Origin of the sequence: Thermoleophilum album (genome assembly GCF_900108055.1) — a bacterium.
Taxonomy (GTDB): Bacteria; Actinomycetota; Thermoleophilia; order Solirubrobacterales; family Thermoleophilaceae; genus Thermoleophilum; species Thermoleophilum album.
Map to the genome: position 1 here is coordinate 317,490 of NZ_FNWJ01000002.1, position 15,788 is coordinate 333,277.

17 protein-coding genes are annotated in these 15,788 nt (G+C 69.0%); 14 read left to right on the forward strand and 3 right to left on the reverse strand.

The window, feature by feature from the left end; genetic code table 11:
* Positions 1-17: 17 nt before the first annotated feature.
* Positions 18-956, forward strand: a complete 939-nt coding sequence (locus BLW41_RS07565) for a DUF72 domain-containing protein (RefSeq protein WP_093117862.1) — start codon at positions 18-20, stop codon at positions 954-956.
* A 327-nt stretch (positions 957-1,283) separates the two neighbouring features.
* Here BLW41_RS07565 and BLW41_RS07570 read toward each other — a convergent pair whose 3' ends face one another.
* Positions 1,284-1,763 carry an ATP-binding protein gene (locus BLW41_RS07570; RefSeq protein ID WP_177169413.1) on the reverse strand — a complete coding sequence of 160 codons (480 nt, stop codon included), beginning with the start codon at positions 1,761-1,763 and terminating at the stop codon, positions 1,284-1,286.
* A gap of 190 nt (positions 1,764-1,953) precedes the next feature.
* Here BLW41_RS07570 and BLW41_RS07575 point away from each other — a divergent pair, with 190 nt between their 5' ends.
* From BLW41_RS07575 to dxs, 6 genes are all read left to right on the forward strand, one after another.
* Positions 1,954-2,742 (forward strand): MBL fold metallo-hydrolase, encoded by a 789-nt coding sequence (locus tag BLW41_RS07575; protein ID WP_093117866.1) that lies wholly within the window; start codon positions 1,954-1,956, stop codon positions 2,740-2,742.
* Between the two features lie 99 nt (positions 2,743-2,841).
* Positions 2,842-3,405: an elongation factor P gene (gene efp / locus BLW41_RS07580; protein WP_093117868.1), complete on the forward strand. Its 564-nt coding sequence runs from the start codon at positions 2,842-2,844 to the stop codon at positions 3,403-3,405.
* Between the two features lie 3 nt (positions 3,406-3,408).
* On the forward strand, positions 3,409-3,801 hold the full coding sequence (nusB, locus tag BLW41_RS07585) for a transcription antitermination factor NusB (RefSeq protein ID WP_093117871.1): 393 nt from the start codon (positions 3,409-3,411) through the stop codon (positions 3,799-3,801).
* Positions 3,802-3,951: 150 nt separating this feature from the next.
* Positions 3,952-4,188, forward strand: a complete 237-nt coding sequence (locus BLW41_RS07590; protein WP_143038654.1) for a hypothetical protein — start codon at positions 3,952-3,954, stop codon at positions 4,186-4,188.
* A 63-nt stretch (positions 4,189-4,251) separates the two neighbouring features.
* On the forward strand, positions 4,252-5,151 hold the full coding sequence (locus BLW41_RS07595) for a polyprenyl synthetase family protein (RefSeq protein ID WP_093117875.1): 900 nt from the start codon (positions 4,252-4,254) through the stop codon (positions 5,149-5,151).
* Positions 5,148-7,133, forward strand: a complete 1,986-nt coding sequence (dxs, locus tag BLW41_RS07600) for a 1-deoxy-D-xylulose-5-phosphate synthase (protein WP_218138330.1) — start codon at positions 5,148-5,150, stop codon at positions 7,131-7,133. Before BLW41_RS07595 ends, dxs begins: the two co-directional genes overlap by 4 nt.
* A gap of 176 nt (positions 7,134-7,309) precedes the next feature.
* On the opposite strand, the gene BLW41_RS07605 is transcribed toward dxs, so the two are convergent.
* Positions 7,310-7,669 (reverse strand): hypothetical protein, encoded by a 360-nt coding sequence (locus BLW41_RS07605; RefSeq protein ID WP_143038655.1) that lies wholly within the window; start codon positions 7,667-7,669, stop codon positions 7,310-7,312.
* A 105-nt stretch (positions 7,670-7,774) separates the two neighbouring features.
* Here BLW41_RS07605 and BLW41_RS07610 point away from each other — a divergent pair, with 105 nt between their 5' ends.
* The 7 genes from BLW41_RS07610 (at position 7,775) to mutM (ending at position 15,551) form a co-directional block, all read left to right on the forward strand.
* Entirely contained in the window at positions 7,775-8,683 is a 909-nt protein-coding gene (locus tag BLW41_RS07610) for a TlyA family RNA methyltransferase (protein WP_093117879.1), read from the forward strand.
* 3 nt (positions 8,684-8,686) lie between these two features.
* Positions 8,687-9,595, forward strand: a complete 909-nt coding sequence (locus BLW41_RS07615) for an NAD(+)/NADH kinase (protein WP_218138331.1) — start codon at positions 8,687-8,689, stop codon at positions 9,593-9,595.
* A 66-nt stretch (positions 9,596-9,661) separates the two neighbouring features.
* Complete coding sequence (recN, locus tag BLW41_RS07620) at positions 9,662-11,344, forward strand: DNA repair protein RecN (RefSeq protein WP_093117881.1); 1,683 nt, start codon at positions 9,662-9,664, stop codon at positions 11,342-11,344.
* A gap of 61 nt (positions 11,345-11,405) precedes the next feature.
* Complete coding sequence (locus tag BLW41_RS07625) at positions 11,406-13,091, forward strand: CTP synthase (protein ID WP_281231527.1); 1,686 nt, start codon at positions 11,406-11,408, stop codon at positions 13,089-13,091.
* Positions 13,092-13,097: 6 nt separating this feature from the next.
* Positions 13,098-13,640: an NUDIX hydrolase gene (locus BLW41_RS07630; RefSeq protein WP_093118901.1), complete on the forward strand. Its 543-nt coding sequence runs from the start codon at positions 13,098-13,100 to the stop codon at positions 13,638-13,640.
* Positions 13,637-14,653, forward strand: coding sequence for a tyrosine recombinase (locus tag BLW41_RS07635; protein WP_218138332.1), 1,017 nt, complete (start codon positions 13,637-13,639; stop codon positions 14,651-14,653). The genes BLW41_RS07630 and BLW41_RS07635 overlap by 4 nt, the downstream gene beginning before the upstream one ends.
* Complete coding sequence (gene mutM, locus BLW41_RS07640; protein WP_093117885.1) at positions 14,646-15,551, forward strand: bifunctional DNA-formamidopyrimidine glycosylase/DNA-(apurinic or apyrimidinic site) lyase; 906 nt, start codon at positions 14,646-14,648, stop codon at positions 15,549-15,551. Before BLW41_RS07635 ends, mutM begins: the two co-directional genes overlap by 8 nt.
* On the opposite strand, the gene BLW41_RS07645 is transcribed toward mutM, so the two are convergent.
* Positions 15,493-15,786 carry a glutaredoxin domain-containing protein gene (locus BLW41_RS07645; RefSeq protein WP_093118903.1) on the reverse strand — a complete coding sequence of 98 codons (294 nt, stop codon included), beginning with the start codon at positions 15,784-15,786 and terminating at the stop codon, positions 15,493-15,495. The two genes, mutM and BLW41_RS07645, sit on opposite strands and share 59 nt — an antisense overlap.
* Positions 15,787-15,788: the final 2 nt, after the last annotated feature.

The window sequence follows — 15,788 nt, forward strand, 5'->3', positions numbered from 1 at the left end:
CGGTAGCTTCCCGAACGATGAGCGGCCGGATCCTTGTAGGCACCTCCAGCTGGGCGGACCCGGGCTTCGTCGCCGAGTGGTACCCGCCGGGTCTGCCGGCTCGTGATCGCTTGCGCTGGTACGCCGAGCGCTTTCCGGCGGTGGAGGTCAACTCGACCTTCTATGCCCTTCCCACTCGCGCGGTGGTGCGCCGATGGGCAGAGGAGACGCCGCACAGCTTCATCTTCGACGTCAAGGCGCACCGCGTGCTCTCCCGTCACGCTGCACCGCTCGCCTCGCTGCCGCGCGATCTGCGGCCCCTGGCGAGGACCAACGAGCGCGGTCGGGTCCTGCTCACACCGGAGCTCGAGGCAGCGCTCGCCTCGCGCCTCGTCGACGTCGTTCGCCCGCTTGCCGAGGCCGCGAAGCTGGGCGCCTTGCTGGTGCAGCTGACGCCTGCCTTCGATCCGGATCGCTTCGCTCTCGAAGAGCTCGATCGCCTGGTCTATGCGCTGCAGCCGCAGCGGGTTGCGATCGAGTTACGAAACCGCAAGTGGGTGACCGACGACCGCTTGGCGGAGACGCTTGCGTGGTTCCGGGAGCGAGACGTCACGTTCGTCTGCGTGGACGCCCCTCCGGGCGACCACCTCACGATCATGCCGCCGCTCGACGTGGTCACCAGCGGCCGCCTCGCCTACCTGCGCGCGCACGGCCGCAACACCCACGGCTACTTGACCGGCCGCACCGTCGCGGAGCGCTTCGGCTGGCGCTACTCCGACGAGGAGCTGGCGGAGATCGCTGAGCGCGCCAGACGCTTGGCTACGCGCGCCGACGAAGTGCACGTGATGTTCAACAACAATCGCGGCGACGATGCGCCGACCGCCGCCACGCGCTTGTTGGCGCTGCTCGGCCAGCAGCCCGCCGCGCCACGACAACCGCAGCTGCCTTCGGCGGAGGGCCCAGGCGGCGGTGCCTAAGCGCCTCCCAAGGGGCCCCTCGACAGCCCGGTTCAGACGCGCGCGAAGCGGAAGCGGCGGGTCCCTGCCGTCGCCGTTCCGGCCGGCAGCAAACGGACGCGCCGGGCGCGTGGACGTCGCCCCTCGGGCGAGGAGGCGAGGGTCGCGAGCGGCGTTTCGCTAAGGACGATTGACGTGGTTTCACTGATCGGACGCTGCATGTCGATGATGATCGGCCGCGACCTTGTGCTTCCGTCTGTGCGACGGGACGAAAATCGGGCCCGCACCTTCCGACATCGCGTAACACGCGGGGGCTCTGCGCAGCGGCGCGCCGCGACTCGCGCGGCTTCAGGCCCTGCGCAGCTCGAACCACACGCGCGTGCGGCCGTCCTCGCGCGTGACGCCCCAACGGTCGGCCAAGCGATCAACCAGGAACAGGCCCCACCCCGAAGCCTGGTCGTCATCGGCGCCGCGCGGTACGTGCTCGAAGCCGGGGCCCTCGTCGGCGATCTCGATCAGCACCTTGCTCCTGCCGACCGCCGCCTTCATCCCGATCGTCGCCGACCGTGCATGCTTGACGCTGTTCGAGATCAGCTCGGTAACGAGCAGGCGAGCGGTCTCCAAAAGTGGTTGATCGAGATCACCGCGCAGCTGCCAGAGGGCCCGTCTTGCCTGCGAGGCTGCCTTGGGACCGCCGGGCAGCTGGATCGAAAGGACATCTTCTACGTGGCGCTTACGTCGGGGGGCGTTGGCTGCCGGAACCGCACGGGTCGGGGTTTCTTCCAGGCGGCGCGACCCTAACGCCGAGGCCGTTGCTCGTCTGCCCATCGGTCGGTTCGCTCTCCCTCGTGCTCTCTGATGACCGACCCCGGGGAACCACGTCAAGGGGGTGGGGCTCCGGGGCATCTTGGCGCTACAGCTACATAATCTGTACCCGTAACGGGTGGGGACTGCAACATCTTGCACGAAGTCCTTCACTCGTGCGCCGGTAGCGCGAGCGAGGCGCGATCATTGGAGCGTGTCGGAGACCGGGGGAGTCGATCGCGCAGGGCGCGCCCCGGCGGGCTCGCCAGCGGTCACCGCTGACGAGCGCTGGCCGCCGGGGGTCGCGCGCGTGCTCGCGCCGAACCCCTCGCCGCTCACGCTCGAGGGCACGAACACGTACCTGGTCGAGGGATGGGTGGTCGATCCCGGTCCTAACGACGATCAGCACCTCGCGCGTGTGGTCGCGCGCGCGGGCTCTCGTGCCCGCGGCATCGTGTTGACACACTCGCACCCCGATCACGCCGACGCCGCCGAACCGCTGGCGGCAGCGCTCGGCGGGGTCCCGGTTGTCGCTCCGAGGGAGGGCGAGCAGGTAGGACCGTTCGTCGCCGTGGCAACACCGGGGCACGCCCTCGACCATGTTTGCCTGTTCTGGCAGGACGTCTGCTTCTGCGGCGACCTCGTAGCCGGCCGTGGTTCGGTGCTCATCCCCCCTGAGCGGGGCGCCCTGATCGCCTACCTACGCTCACTAGAGCGGGTGCGGTCGCTCGAGCCACGTGTTCTCTGCCCCGGTCACGGACCGCCGATTTGGAACCCGTCGCGCAAGCTCGACGAATACATTGCGCACCGTCTGAAGCGCGAAGAGATGCTGCTCGCGGCGCTGGCCGAGGGGCTGCGGGAAAAGCCAGCGTTGCTTGACCGCGCTTGGTTCGACGTACCACCCCAGCTGCGGCCGGTAGCGGAGTTGAACCTCCGCGCTCACCTCTGGAAGCTCGCCGAAGAGGGGCGCCTGCCGGCCGACGTCGATCCGGCCGACTATTGAGTCGCGAGCCGGGGTGACCGTCAGACAGCCGATCGGGCTAGCCTTCCTGCGCCCGAGGCGACCGTTCGGTTGACGAACCGAAGCGCCTCGCCCAGCGCTATGCAGGTCAGCACCAACAACTTTCGAAACGGCATCCACATCGAAGTCGAGGGGACCGTCTACCGCCTCCTCGAGTTCCAGCACGTAAAGCCCGGTAAGGGCGGTGCCTTCGTGCGCACCAAGCTGCGACGGCTGGACGACGGAGCAGTGCTCGAGCGGACGTTTCGCGCCGGCGAACGCTTCCGCCAGGTGCACACCGAGACGCGCCGCATGCAGTTCCTCTACAGCGACGGCAGCGAAGCGCACTTCATGGACACCGAGACCTTCGATCAGATCGCGATTCCCGAGGAGCAGGTAGCGGAGGCCTTGCGCTGGATCGCGCCCAATCAGGAGGTCGACGTGCTCTCGGTCGACGGCAAGCCGACGGAGGTGGTGCTTCCGAGCGCGGTCGAACTGACCGTCACCGAGGCCGAGCCGGGCGTGCGCGGCGACACCGTCTCCGGTGGGGGCGAGAAGCCCGCCACGCTCGAGTCAGGAGCGACGATCCGCGTGCCCCTGTTCGTCAACGTCGGCGACCGCGTGCGGGTCGATCCGCGCAGCGGCACCTATATCTCGCGCGCGTAGCGAATGCGCCGCTCCGAGCAGCGGCGCGCCGCGGTCGTCGCTCTGTACCAGCACGACGTCACCGGTCGCCCGCTAAGCGAGCTGCTCGGTAGCGACGCTCCGCCGTTCACCAAGGAACTCGTCGAGGGTGTCGAGCGACATCGCCAAGAGATCGATTCGTTGATCGAGCAGTACGCGGAGGGCTGGTCGCTGGAGCGCATCGCCCCGCTCGAACGCAACATCATGCGAGTCGCTTTGCACGAGATCCTGCACCGCCCGGACGTGCCCCTGGAGGTCGCGATCGACGAGGCGGTAGAGCAAGCGAAGCAGTTCTGCGCGGCCGACGCGCCGCGCTTCGTCAACGGCGTGCTGGCCGCCGTCGCGCGTGCCAAGGGCTTGGTCCGGGACTCCGGATAAGCCGCCCACGCGCCCCGTGAGCCACGCTCCGTGTGAGCCACGCTCCCTGATGACGCCCTCCCGGTAAGCGGCCCATTGCTTGAGTCGCGAGCAGTAGGGAGCGACCGGCGCTGGGTCGCTCGCGCCGAACGCTCGGTTATCGTCGCCGCCGTGGACGATCGCGATGGTCTGGGCGGCCGCGGGCCGCACGAGAAGGCTGCAGAGCCGAGCGTGGAGGTGCTGGCCGAGCGCGTCGAGGAGCTGGCGCGTCGGATCGCCGCCGACGGCGTCGACCCGGCGGCTGCCGAGGCGCTCGCCAACGAGGCCCGGATGCTTGCCGACGAGCTCTCGGCGAGCGTCGAGGCGCTCGCTCGCGACCGTTCGGATCGTCAACAGAGTCTCCTCTGATTGGGACCGATCCGCCGCGCGCCGCGTGGCCCACTGGCCCGCCGACACCATTACTCTCGGCTCGTGCGCCTAGCGGCGGATCCCGAGACCCTCTACCCGGTCGCGCTGCAGCGGCGGGTCGAGCGTTACTTGAGTGAAGAGCTGCCGTTCGCCGCGGTCGCCGGAACCGAACGCTTGGTGGAGGCGATGCGCTACTCGTTGCTTGCACCGGCCAAGCGCGTGCGGCCGGTGTTGGCGCTCGCCACCGCGGGAGCCCTGGGGCACGACCCGGATGAGGTGCTGCCCCTCGCCGCGGCGATCGAGATGATCCACACCTACTCGCTGATCCACGATGACCTGCCGGCGATGGATGACGATGATCTGCGCCGTGGGCAGCCAACCTGCCACGTCGCCTACGGAGAGGACGTCGCGATCCTCGCCGGCGACTGTCTCTTCGCGGAGGCCGTGGCACTCGTACTGCGCGAGCAGATCGGCCCACCGCAGCGCGTGCTCGCGGCGCTGCGCGAGCTGATCGAGGCGACCGGGCTCGCGGGCATGGTCGGCGGCCAGTTCCTCGATGTCAGCGGCGCCGCCGAGTCCGGGGAGATCGAGCGCCTCGCGCGCATGCACAGCCTCAAGACCGGTGCGCTGATCGCCGCTTCGGTTGGTTCCGTATTGACGTTGGTCGGCCAGGATGGACCTGCCACAATGCCTTATCGGGCCTTCGCAGCCGAGCTCGGACTCCTGTTTCAAATCGTGGACGACATCCTCGACGTCAGCGGCAACGAACAGCAGCTCGGGAAGCGCCGCGGCTCCGATCAGCGTCTGCGCAAGATCACCTACGTGACCGCTCACGGTCTCGAAGGCGCACGCCGGCTGGCCGCAGAAACGCACGAGCGGGCGCTCGCGCAGCTCGCACGGGCGCCCGGCGAGACCGCTGAGCTGCGCCGGATCGCCGACTACGTGCTCGCGCGTCAACGGTGAGCGGTCGCGTCGACAGCACCTCGGGTGGGACCGGCGGTGCAGCCGAGCGGCGGCGGCTGCTCGATCGCATCGACGGTCCTGCTGATCTCAAGGGGCTCAGCGACGAAGAGCTCGCGCAGGTCGCCCAAGAAGTCCGCGAACTAATCATCGACACGATCGGCGAAATCGGCGGCCACTTCGGCGCCAACCTCGGGACCTGCGAGATCGCTGTGGCGTTGCACAGCCTGCTCGATTCGCCACGCGACAAGATCCTGTGGGACGTCGGTCACCAGGCCTACCCCCACAAGGTCTTGACCGGGCGCCGCGACCACCTCCACACGATCCGCAAGTACGGCGGGCTCGCGCCTTTCTGCTCGATCTTCGAGTCGGAGCACGACATCATGGGTGCCGGCCACGCCTCCACCGCCATCTCCTACGCGGTGGCCCTCAAGGAGGCGATGCGCAAGGGCTACTGCGAAGACGGTCACGTGGTCGCGGTGGTCGGCGACGGCGCGCTGACGGGCGGGGTCGCGTTCGAGGCGCTGCACAACGCGGGCGGCATGGAACTGCCGATCGTGATCCTTTTGAACGACAACGGCATGTCGATCGCGCCCAACGTCGGTGCGCTCGCGCGCCTCTTCAATCGGCTGCGCCTGAACCCCAAACTGCACCACGCGCGCGAGGACATCGAGGACGCGCTCACCAAGTTGCCGCTCGGTATCGGCGAGCGCATCGAGCGCCTCGGTCCGATCCTCAAGGAGTCGCTCAAGGCCTACTGGGCGCCGGGCCTCTTCTTCGAGGAGCTGAACCTCGCCTACGTGGGAGTGATCGACGGTCACGACGTGCGCGCCGTGCGGGAAGCGGTGCGCGAAGCGCTGCACGCCGAGCGACCGGTGGTGGTGCACTGCAAGACGATCAAGGGGAAGGGCTTCGCGCCGGCCGAGGAAGGCGGGCTCGAGGGCATGGAGAAGTGGCACGCCGCCAAAGCCGGTTCGATCCTCAACCGCGCGCCGGCCCCCAAGAAGCCGCCCAAGCCCTCGCCGAAGCCGACCTACACGGAGGTCTTCGGTCGTGCCCTGGTCGCGGAGTGTCGGCGTGACCCGCGCGTGGTCGGGATCACCGCGGCGATGAACTCGGGAACCGGCCTCAACATCCTGCAGCGCGAACTGCCCGACCGCTACTACGACGTAGGGATCGCCGAACAGCACGCAGTTTTGTTTGCGGCTGGTCTCGCGTTGGCCGGCGCCAAGCCGGTGGCTGCGATCTACTCGACCTTCCTACAGCGCGCCTACGACCAGATCGTGCACGACGTCTGTCTGCAGCGACTCAACGTGGTCTTCGCAATGGACCGTGCTGGCTTGGTCGGGGACGACGGTCCGACGCACCACGGCGCATTCGACATTTCGTACCTCAGGTGTCTACCTCACATCGTGCTGATGGCTCCGCGCGACGAGGCGATGTTGGTACGCATGTTGCGCACCGCGTTGCTCTACGACGACGGGCCGATCGCGCTCCGCTACCCGCGCGGCGAGGCGGTGGGGGTGCCGATCCCCGAGGATCCAGAACCGATCGAGATCGGCCGTGCGGAGGTGTTGGCGGCAGGCGAGCGGGTAGCCCTGGTCGGTTACGGGTTCGGCGTGCGGGTGGCTTTGGAGGCAGCCGACCTGCTCGGCGAGGTCCACGGCATCGAGCCGACGGTGGTCGACGCTCGCTTTTGCAAGCCTCTCGACGAAGAGCTCTTGCTCCGGCTAGCGGCCGAACACGAGTTGCTGGTGACGATCGAGGAAAACCAGTTGGCCGGGGGCTTCGGTTCGGCGGTCGTCGAGCTCTTGTCCGACAAGGGGCTTGCGGGAACCACGCGCGTCGTCCGTTTCGGCCTGCCCGATCGCTTCGTCACGCACGGTGCGCCGGCGCTCCTGCGGCGGGAAGTCGGTCTGACCGGCGAGCACGTGGCTGCCCGCGTAGCCGAGTTGGTGCTAGCACGTAGCGAGTTTGTGGCCTGAGCGTCGGGCTAGCCGGCGAGCTTCTGGGCCCCGGTCTGTTCGCCGCGTTTGCGACCCGCCGAGGGATCGCGTCGCTCCCTCTAACGGCGACGACCCCGCGTTAGCGGGGCCGTGGCCTGAGGGAGGAGTGATGCGGTTGTTCGTGTGGTTGGAGGAAGTCTTTTCGTCTGGTCGCGTTAGACGCCCGGCGAAGCTGTGTAGCGGGTGGCGAGGTTGATCGCGAGAGCTGCCGCGCCGATGGTGGCGAAAAGCAGCGCTGCCTGCGGTGAGTTGCCCACCGCGAACCCCAGCGATGCCAGCAAAAGTCCGATTGCGAGCCCGCGGTCGTACGCTGCCTGCGCGCGCAAAGGCAGGCCACCCCTGCCAGCGTCGGCGCCGGCACCGGCGAGTGCGATCGCAAGGCCGCCAGCGAGCGCGCCGGTCACGGTAGCCGCCGCGCCCAGACCGAGGGCCACCGGCAGCACGACAAGCGCCGAGCCGGCGACGAATAGTGCCGCCGCACGCAGCCCGAGCATCGTGTTGGAGCGTCCTGCCATCGGCTCCGAAAGGTATGGTCGACGGTCATCGAACTGTGTGAGGTCGCTCACACTCCGTGAGCGGGGGCTTGGAGCGAGCCAGCGGTCCGCGGTTACGCTGCGTCTGTGGCTCGTGCGAAGGGAAAGGTTCGGCTCGACCTGTTGCTATGCGAGCGCGGTTTTTTCGCCACGCGTTCGCGCGCGGCTGCTGCTGTGATGGCGGGGGAGGTGCTGGTCGGCGAGCGGCGCGAGCGGGCGTCCAAGCCGGGGCAACAGGTGTCACGCGATGTAGCCCTGGCGCTGGTCGAGCGCCCACGGTACGCCTCGCGCGGCGGTGACAAGCTGGAGTGGGCGTTGCGCGAGACCGGCGTCGAAGTGGCTGGTCGCCTGTGTCTCGACGTCGGCGCTGCGACCGGCGGCTTCACGGATTGTCTGCTCGCCCACGGCGCGCGGCGGGTGGTAGCGCTCGACGTCGGTCGCGGACTGCTCGAACCGCGCCTGCGCGAGGACCCTCGGGTCGTAGTGCTGGAGCGTCTCAACGCACGACACCTGGAGCCCGGCGCGCTGCCGTTCGCCCCGTCGCTGATCGTGATCGACGTCTCGTTCATCTCGCTGCGCAAAGTCCTGGCGCCGGTCCTGCGTTGTGCGGCCGCTCGCTTTGACTGCCTGGCGCTGGTGAAACCGCAGTTCGAACTCGGACCGCGCGAGGCGCCGGGGGGCGTCGTCGCCGACGGTGCTGCGCGTACGCGGGCACTGGTCGAAGTCGGTCGTTTCGCGCTTTCGCAGCTGGACGTTTCAGTGCTCGGCTTCGCTCCCAGCGGGGTCCCCGGACCGGCGGGAAACTTGGAGACGTTTGTCCATCTGGCCGAGCGGGACCGAGGGGGCTTGACCAACGAGGGGGAACTGGTGGCGGCAGCCGAGCGTGCAGAAAAGCGGTGGCAAGAGCTGCGCGGCGAAGGCGCTCGCGACAGCGACCGGTCGGCGCCGCCGCCGGTGGCGACGCGGCGCGACGAGGGCGCCCGGCGGGCAGGCTGATACGTGAGCGAGGCAGCTACGCCACAGACGATCGATCGCGGCGGGCTATCCAGACGGTCCGCGCCGGCGACGGTGACGGTCTTCACGCGCCGCAACCCTGCCCGCACTTCGGCGGCGTTGCGGCGGCTCATCGAGTTGGCGCGGGCGAGTGGCGTACGGGTGCAAGTACCACAGGAAGAGGTCGCCAAGCACGGTCTGCGGCCGGATCGGGACGGCGTCGTCGAAACGGCTGCCGGCAGCCCTTGCGATGTCGCAGTCGCGCTCGGCGGCGACGGCACGATCCTTCATGCGCTGCGCACCTACGCGGGAACTGGCACGCCGGTGTTCGCGATCAACTTCGGTGCGATCGGCTTTCTCGCGACCATTGAGGGCGATCGCCTCGAAGAAGGTTTGGCGCGACTGTTCAGCGGAAACTTCGAGGTCCTCGCACTACCCGCACTAGAGCTCGAACGGCAGGGCGAGCGCCACATCGCGTTCAACGACGTCGCCGTTCACCGTCGCCACGGGGGGCGCGTGGCGGAGCTCGCCTACTTCGTCAGCGGCGAAGAGCTCGGCGAGGTGCGGTGCGACGGCCTGGTGGTTGCCACGCCGGCCGGCTCTACCGGCTACAACCTCGCCAACGGAGGCCCGGTGTTGGCGTGGGGGGTGGAAGGCTACGTCGTGTCCTTCATCGCCCCGCACACCCTCACCGCCCGGGCGCTGGTGGTGGCGCCGGCGGATGACCTCGAGCTGATGAACCGCTCGGCCGAAGAGGCGGTCGACGTGGTCTGCGACGGCCGCACGGTTTCGGAGCTCGAACCGCACGAGCGGCTGCCCCTCAGGTTCGTGCCGAGGCGTGCCCTGCTTGCCCAGCTGCCGGGCGCGTCCTTCTACGCGCGTTTGCGCAGCAAGTTCGGCTTGCTGGCGAGTTGACGCTGCTTCGCGGCGCCTTGACGGGGGCGATCCGTCGGGCGCCGCTGCTACTAGAGAGCAAGCGCTGTGCTTACTGAACTGCGTATCGACAAGCTGCTTTTGATCGACCGTGCCGAGCTCCGGCTGGCGCCCGGCCTGAACGTGATCACCGGTGAGACCGGCGCTGGCAAGACGCTGCTCGTGCACGCGCTCGAGCTACTGCTCGGAGCGCGTCCACGCAAGGGCTGCGTGCGACCGGGGTCCGAGGAGGCTTGGGTGGAGGCGGTCTTCGAGACGTCACCGGACCTCTTTGCCGGGGAGGGCCTCGGCCTCGAGCGGGCGCGGGCGTTGGCAGCGGCCGACGAGGAGCTGATCGTCGCGCGCCGGGTAGGCGCTGATGGACGCTCACGGGCCTACGTCGGGGGGCGAGCGGTTTCGCTTGCCGATCTTCGCGCGGTGACCGAGCGTCTGCTCGGGTTCGTCGGGCAGCACGAGCACCGCCGGCTGCTGAGCCCCGGTTTCCAGCTCGATCTGCTGGATCGCTTCGCGGGCGATCGCCAGCAGGAGCTCAGGGACTGTGCGGCCGCCGCGCACCAGGAGCTAGTAGCGGCCCGCCGGCGCCTCGACCAGCTCGAACAAGCGGCCGCGGGGCGCGAGCGCGAAATCGATCTCCTGCGCTTTGAGCTCGCGGAGATCGATGCGCTGGCGCCGAGCGTCGCCGAGGAACTCGAGCTGCGCAGCGAACGGGAACGCCTGCGGCGCGCTGAGGAGCTTGCCCGCGCTGCCTTTCTCTGTGCGGAAGCGCTAGCTGGTGAGGGAACCGAGGTATCGGCGTTTGGCGACGTGCTGGCGGTCGCCGAGCGCGAGGCGGCGGCGGTCCGCTGCGCCGATCCCGATTTCGACCGCTTGCTCGCACGGCTGGAATCGCTCCGCCTGGAAGCGCAGGACCTAGCTGCGGAGCTGCGCTCCTACGGCGAGCGCAGTGAGAGCGACCCGGAGCGCCTGGCGGCGGTCGAGGAGCGGCTCGAGCGTTACGACCGCCTGCTGCGCAAGCACGGAGGCACGGTCGGCGCGGTGCTCGAGCACGCGGCTGCCTGCCGCGAGCGCTTGGCGCAGCTGGAGGCTGTCGAGGACGCGATCGCCGAAGCGCGCGAGCGCGTCGAAGCGCTTGCCCACGGCTACGACGAGCTCGCCACGGCGCTTCACGAGAGCCGCGTCAGCGCGGCGCCGCGACTGGCGCGCGCGGTCGAGCGCGAGCTGCGGGCGCTCGCCTTCCCGCACGCCCGCTTCGAGGTGCGGGTCGAGCAGGCGGCGGTCGCCGGCCCGCTCGGGCGCGACGCGGTCGCCTTCGCGCTCGCCGCCAACCCGGGTGTCGACCCAGCGCCGATCCGCGAGGCCGCATCCGGCGGCGAGCTTTCACGCGTGCTGTTGGCCCTGACCGCGGTGGCGGGTGCCGGCGAGCTGCCGACGATCGTGTTCGACGAGATCGACGCAGGCGTCGGGGGTCGAACGGCACACGTTGTCGGCGAGCGCCTGGCGTCGGTCGCTGAAAGCACGCAGGTCCTCTGCGTAACCCACCTCCCGCAGGTCGCGGCCCGCGCCGACGCCCACTTCAGGGTCGTCAAAGAGCTCGCCGCGGGCAGCGCCACGACTAGGGTCGAGCGTCTCGCCAACGACGCCGTCGTGGCCGAGCTTTGCCGCATGCTGGGAGCCGACGAAAGCGATGCCGGAGCGCGGCGCCATGTCGAGACGCTGCGGCGAGCCGCTTGAGGGCGTGGGCGGAGAGCGCCGGCTCGTGGGACCGCCGAGTCCGGGTCTAGACTCGATCTCCGTGAACACCGCCGACGCCCCGAGCACGCGTTTCCTGTTCGTGACTGGCGGTGTCGTCTCGGCGCTTGGAAAGGGCATCGCTGCCGCCTCGATCGGTCGCCTGTTGGTCGCCCGCGGCCTGAGCGTCGCCCTGCTCAAGTTCGATCCCTACATCAACGTTGACCCGGGCACGATGAGCCCGTTCCAACACGGTGAGGTGTTCGTCACGGAGGACGGCGCCGAAACCGACCTCGACCTCGGCCACTACGAGCGCTTCACGGACGTCAACACGACGCGCGCATCCAACGCGACCGCCGGCGCGATCTACGACGCCGTGATCCGCCGCGAGCGTCGCGGCGACTACCTCGGCGGCACCGTACAGGTAATTCCCCACATCACCGACGAGATCAAAAGCCGCATTCGTCTCGTCGCCGAGGCGCAGGCCGCCGACGTCGTGATCTGCGAGGTCGGCGGCACGGTCGGTGACATCGAGTCGCTGCCGTTCCTTGAGGCCTTGCGGCAGTTCCAAGTCGACCTCGGTCGCGAGCGCTGCATGTTCGTGCACGTCACGCTCGTGCCGTTCCTCGGGCACGCCGGTGAGCTCAAGACGAAACCCACCCAGCACTCCGTTCAGGAGCTGCGGCGCATCGGCATTCAGCCGGACATGGTCATGTGCCGCAGCGAGGAGCGCCTGGGGCGCGAAATTCGCGACAAGATTGCGCTGTTCGCGAACCTGCCGGAGCGCTTCGTGGTGTCGGCTCCCGATGTCGACTTGATCTACAAGGTTCCGCTCGAGTTCCGACGGGAAGGCGTCGACGAGCGAATTCTCGAGCACTTCGGGATCTCCGCACCTGAGCCCGATCTGCGCGAGTGGGAGCAGCTCGTCGCACGCTATGACTCGGCAGTCGAGACCGTCCGCATCGGGCTTGTCGGCAAGTACACGAAGCTCGCCGATGCATACCTCTCGGTCACCGAAGCCTTAGGTCATGCCGGGGCCCACCACTTGGCGCGAGTCGAGGTGCGTTTCGTCGACGCTGAGCGCCTCGGTGAAGAGGAGACCGAGCGGTCGTTGCGCGAATGCGACGGCGTACTGATTCCGGGCGGCTTCGGGCAGCGCGGCGTGGAGGGCAAGATCGAGGCCGCACGTTTTGCGCGCGAGCGCGGCGTACCGTTCCTCGGGATCTGCCTGGGGATGCAGATCGCGGTCTGCGAGTTCGCACGCCACGTGGCGGGCATGGAGGGCGCCAACTCGACCGAGTTCGATCCCGAAACGCCGTACCCGGTGATCGATCTCTTGCCCGAGCAGAAGGAAGTTCGCGATCTCGGGGGCACGATGCGGCTAGGCGCCGATCCGGTCAAGCTGCACGCAGGCACGCGGGCGCGGGAGATCTACGGCGAAGCGGTGGTCTACGAGCGGCACCGCCACCGCTACGAAGTCAACAATCACCTCCGTAAGCGGCTCGAGCGAGCTGGTCTGGTGTGCTCCGGTACGTCCCCGGACGAGCGGCTGGTGGAGATCGTCGAGCTGCGCGACCACCCGTTCTTCGTCGCATCCCAGTTCCACCCGGAGTTCAAGTCGCGTCCGACCCGCCCGCACCCCCTGTTCCGAGAGTTCGTCGGCGCTGCGCTGGAACAGGCGCGCCGGCGCGGTGCTGCGAGCGAAACGGCAGGCTCCGAGGCACGTTCGGTCACGGCCCGCGGGAGCTGAGCGGCGTTGGCCTTCGAGCGCGTTTCCTCGGAGGTCGTCTGGCGGGGCCGGATCGCGACGGTGCGTGTCGATCGCTTTCGCCACGACGACTCGCCGGAGATCGCGACCCGCGAGATCGTCGAGCACCCGGGCGCGGTCGCTGTGCTCGCCCACGATCACGAGTTCCTGTACATGGTTCGCCAGCCGCGGGAGGCGGTTGGGGAGGAGGCTCTGCTGGAGTTGCCTGCAGGCAAGCTCGACGGCGCGGACCGCGACCCCTTAGCTACGGCGCGTCGTGAACTCGCCGAAGAGGTCGGCAAGGGAGCTGCGCGGTGGCGCTGGCTGATGAAGTTCTACACCTCGCCCGGCTTCGCCGATGAGCAGGTTCACCTTTTTCTTGCCACTGACCTACACGACGAAAGCGCCGAGAGCGCGGACGATGAGCGGATCGAGGTGGTGCGCTGGCCGCTCGAACGCCTCGACGATGCGATCGCCGAATGCGCCGATGCGAAGAGCCTCGTAGGACTCCTCTGGCTGCGGCGCGAGCAGCTCACTGGTCGCTTCCCGTGAGCACCACGAAGTCCGCGGAGCGTCCGCGGCACGAGCGCCTGGTACTCGACTTCCTCGCGCACCTGGAGTTCGATCGGGGACTCTCCCGTAACACGCTCGCTGCCTACCGCAGCGACCTGCTGCAGTGGGGGGAATTCCTGCGCGAGCGACGACGCCACGCGCTCACCGCGCGACCGTCCGACGTGCAGGACTTCCTGGCCGCGTTGGCAGCGGGACGCGAGTCGAGGCGTCCAGCGCCGCAGCGACAGCCACGGGCTGCAGGCGAACCGCGCGCGCGCCCCACTACCGTCCGCCGCAAGGCGGCCGCGCTGAGGGCCTTTTACCGCTTTCTGCGCTCCGAGGGTCTGCGGTCTGACGATCCCACCACGGCTCTTCGCGCGCCGCGGCGGCCGCGCCGGGCACCGGCCGTGCTGCGCCGCGACGAGGTCGAGCGACTTCTGGCTGCGCCGCGCGGCAGCGACCCGCTCACGCTGCGCGACCGGGCGCTGCTTGAGCTGCTCTACGCCTGCGGCTTGCGGGCCTCGGAGGCGGCCGCTCTCGACCTTGGTGACATCGATCCCCAGGAGGCGCTTGTGCGCGTGCGTGGCAAGGGGGAGAAGGAGCGCCTAGTGCCAGTCGGGAGGGTTGCTCTGTCGGCGCTCGACCTGTGGCTCTCGCGGGGACGTCCACGGCTCGTCGGCGCCACAAACGAGCGCGCGCTGTTCGTCAACGCCCGAGGTGGGCGCCTCACTCGACAGGGCGTCTACACGATCGTGCGCCGACACGCACGCACCGCCGGTCTGGCGCGAAAGCTCAGTCCGCACACGCTGCGTCACACCTTCGCAACTCACCTGCTGGCCGGCGGCTGCGACCTGCGCACCGTCCAGGAGCTGCTCGGCCACGCCGACGTCACGACTACGCAGATCTACACGCAACTCGCGGCCGATCGTCTGCGCGACGATTACTACCGGGCTCATCCCCGCGCGCTGCACAAAGCCGTGCAGGAGCTCCCCGACCGCAAGTTTGATGCCTGAGCTTCCGGAGGTCGAAACGCTTCGTCGGCAGCTCTCGCCTGTGCTTACGGGCACGCGAGTGCTAGACGTCGTGGTCCACGACGCACGGCTCTGTGAGCCGCTTCCCGTTGGAGAGCTCGAAGCCGCGCTTCTCGGTCGCGTCGTGTTGCAAATCGCGCGGCGCGGTAAGCACCTGTTGTTCGAGCTCGGGGACGGCAGTTGGCTGGTGCTGCATCTGCGAATGACAGGCAACCTCTTGGTCGTCGAGCAGCGCTCGCCGCGACTTCGCTACGAGCGCGCCCGCTTCACCTTTGAGCGCCGCGCTGAGCGGGACGAGTGTGCTCTCGCCTTCTGTGATCCTCGGCGTTTCGGGACCGCGCAGGTCTTCCCCGATCGCTCGCGTCTGCTCGCCTGGCTGGAGGCGCGGCTCGGTCCGGAGCCTTTGTCGGACCGCTTCGACGCGGACATCCTGGGCGCCGCGATCGCTGGCCGCAGAGCACCTATAAAGGCGCTGCTGTTGGATCAGCGGGTGCTCGCCGGTGTCGGCAACATCTATGCCGACGAAGCGCTCTTTCGGGCGGGCATCCATCCCGCACGCCCCGCTTGCAAACTGCGGCGCGCGGAGCTCGAGGCACTGGTGTCCGCGATCAAGGCTGCGCTGGAAGCCGGGATCGAACACCAGGGCGCGTCGATCGACGACTTCCGCCACAGCGACGGTCGGCGCGGACGCTTCCAGGACGAGTTTCTCGTACACCGCCGCCTCGGTCAGCCCTGCCCACGCTGCGGCGAAAAGATCCGCAAGGAACGGATCGCCGGGCGTGGCACCTACTACTGCCGCCGCTGCCAGCCGCCGCCGCGCGCTAGGCGGCGAGCAGCTCCGGCAGACGCCCCGCGCGGTCGGCCGCCAAGAGCTCGCTGAAGCCGCCGATCGGGCGGTCGCCGACGACGATCTGCGGGAACGTGTAGCGGCCGGTCAGCGCCACCAGCTCGGCACGTCCGGCGGGGTCGCGCGCGAGGTTGACCTCGCGGTAGCGGATGCCACGGGCCTCCAGCAGCCGCTTCGCGTGGGTGCAGTAGGGACAAGGTTCGGTCGTGTAGATGACGACCTGCGCGACGCCCTCGTGAGCGGTCTCGGTGACCGTTTCGTCCGTCATCG

Bases quoted from the DNA above. Each gene is read 5' to 3' on its own strand.
- BLW41_RS07565 (WP_093117862.1), top strand. From the start codon at position 18: ATGAGCGGCCGGATCCTTGTAGGCACCTCCAGCTGGGCGGACCCGGGC.
- BLW41_RS07570 (WP_177169413.1), bottom strand. From the start codon at position 1,763: ATGGGCAGACGAGCAACGGCCTCGGCGTTAGGGTCGCGCCGCCTGGAA.
- efp (WP_093117868.1), top strand. From the start codon at position 2,842: ATGCAGGTCAGCACCAACAACTTTCGAAACGGCATCCACATCGAAGTC.
- nusB (WP_093117871.1), top strand. From the start codon at position 3,409: ATGCGCCGCTCCGAGCAGCGGCGCGCCGCGGTCGTCGCTCTGTACCAG.
- BLW41_RS07605 (WP_143038655.1), bottom strand. From the start codon at position 7,669: ATGGCAGGACGCTCCAACACGATGCTCGGGCTGCGTGCGGCGGCACTA.
- mutM (WP_093117885.1), top strand. From the start codon at position 14,646: ATGCCTGAGCTTCCGGAGGTCGAAACGCTTCGTCGGCAGCTCTCGCCT.
- BLW41_RS07645 (WP_093118903.1), bottom strand. From the start codon at position 15,786: ATGACGGACGAAACGGTCACCGAGACCGCTCACGAGGGCGTCGCGCAG.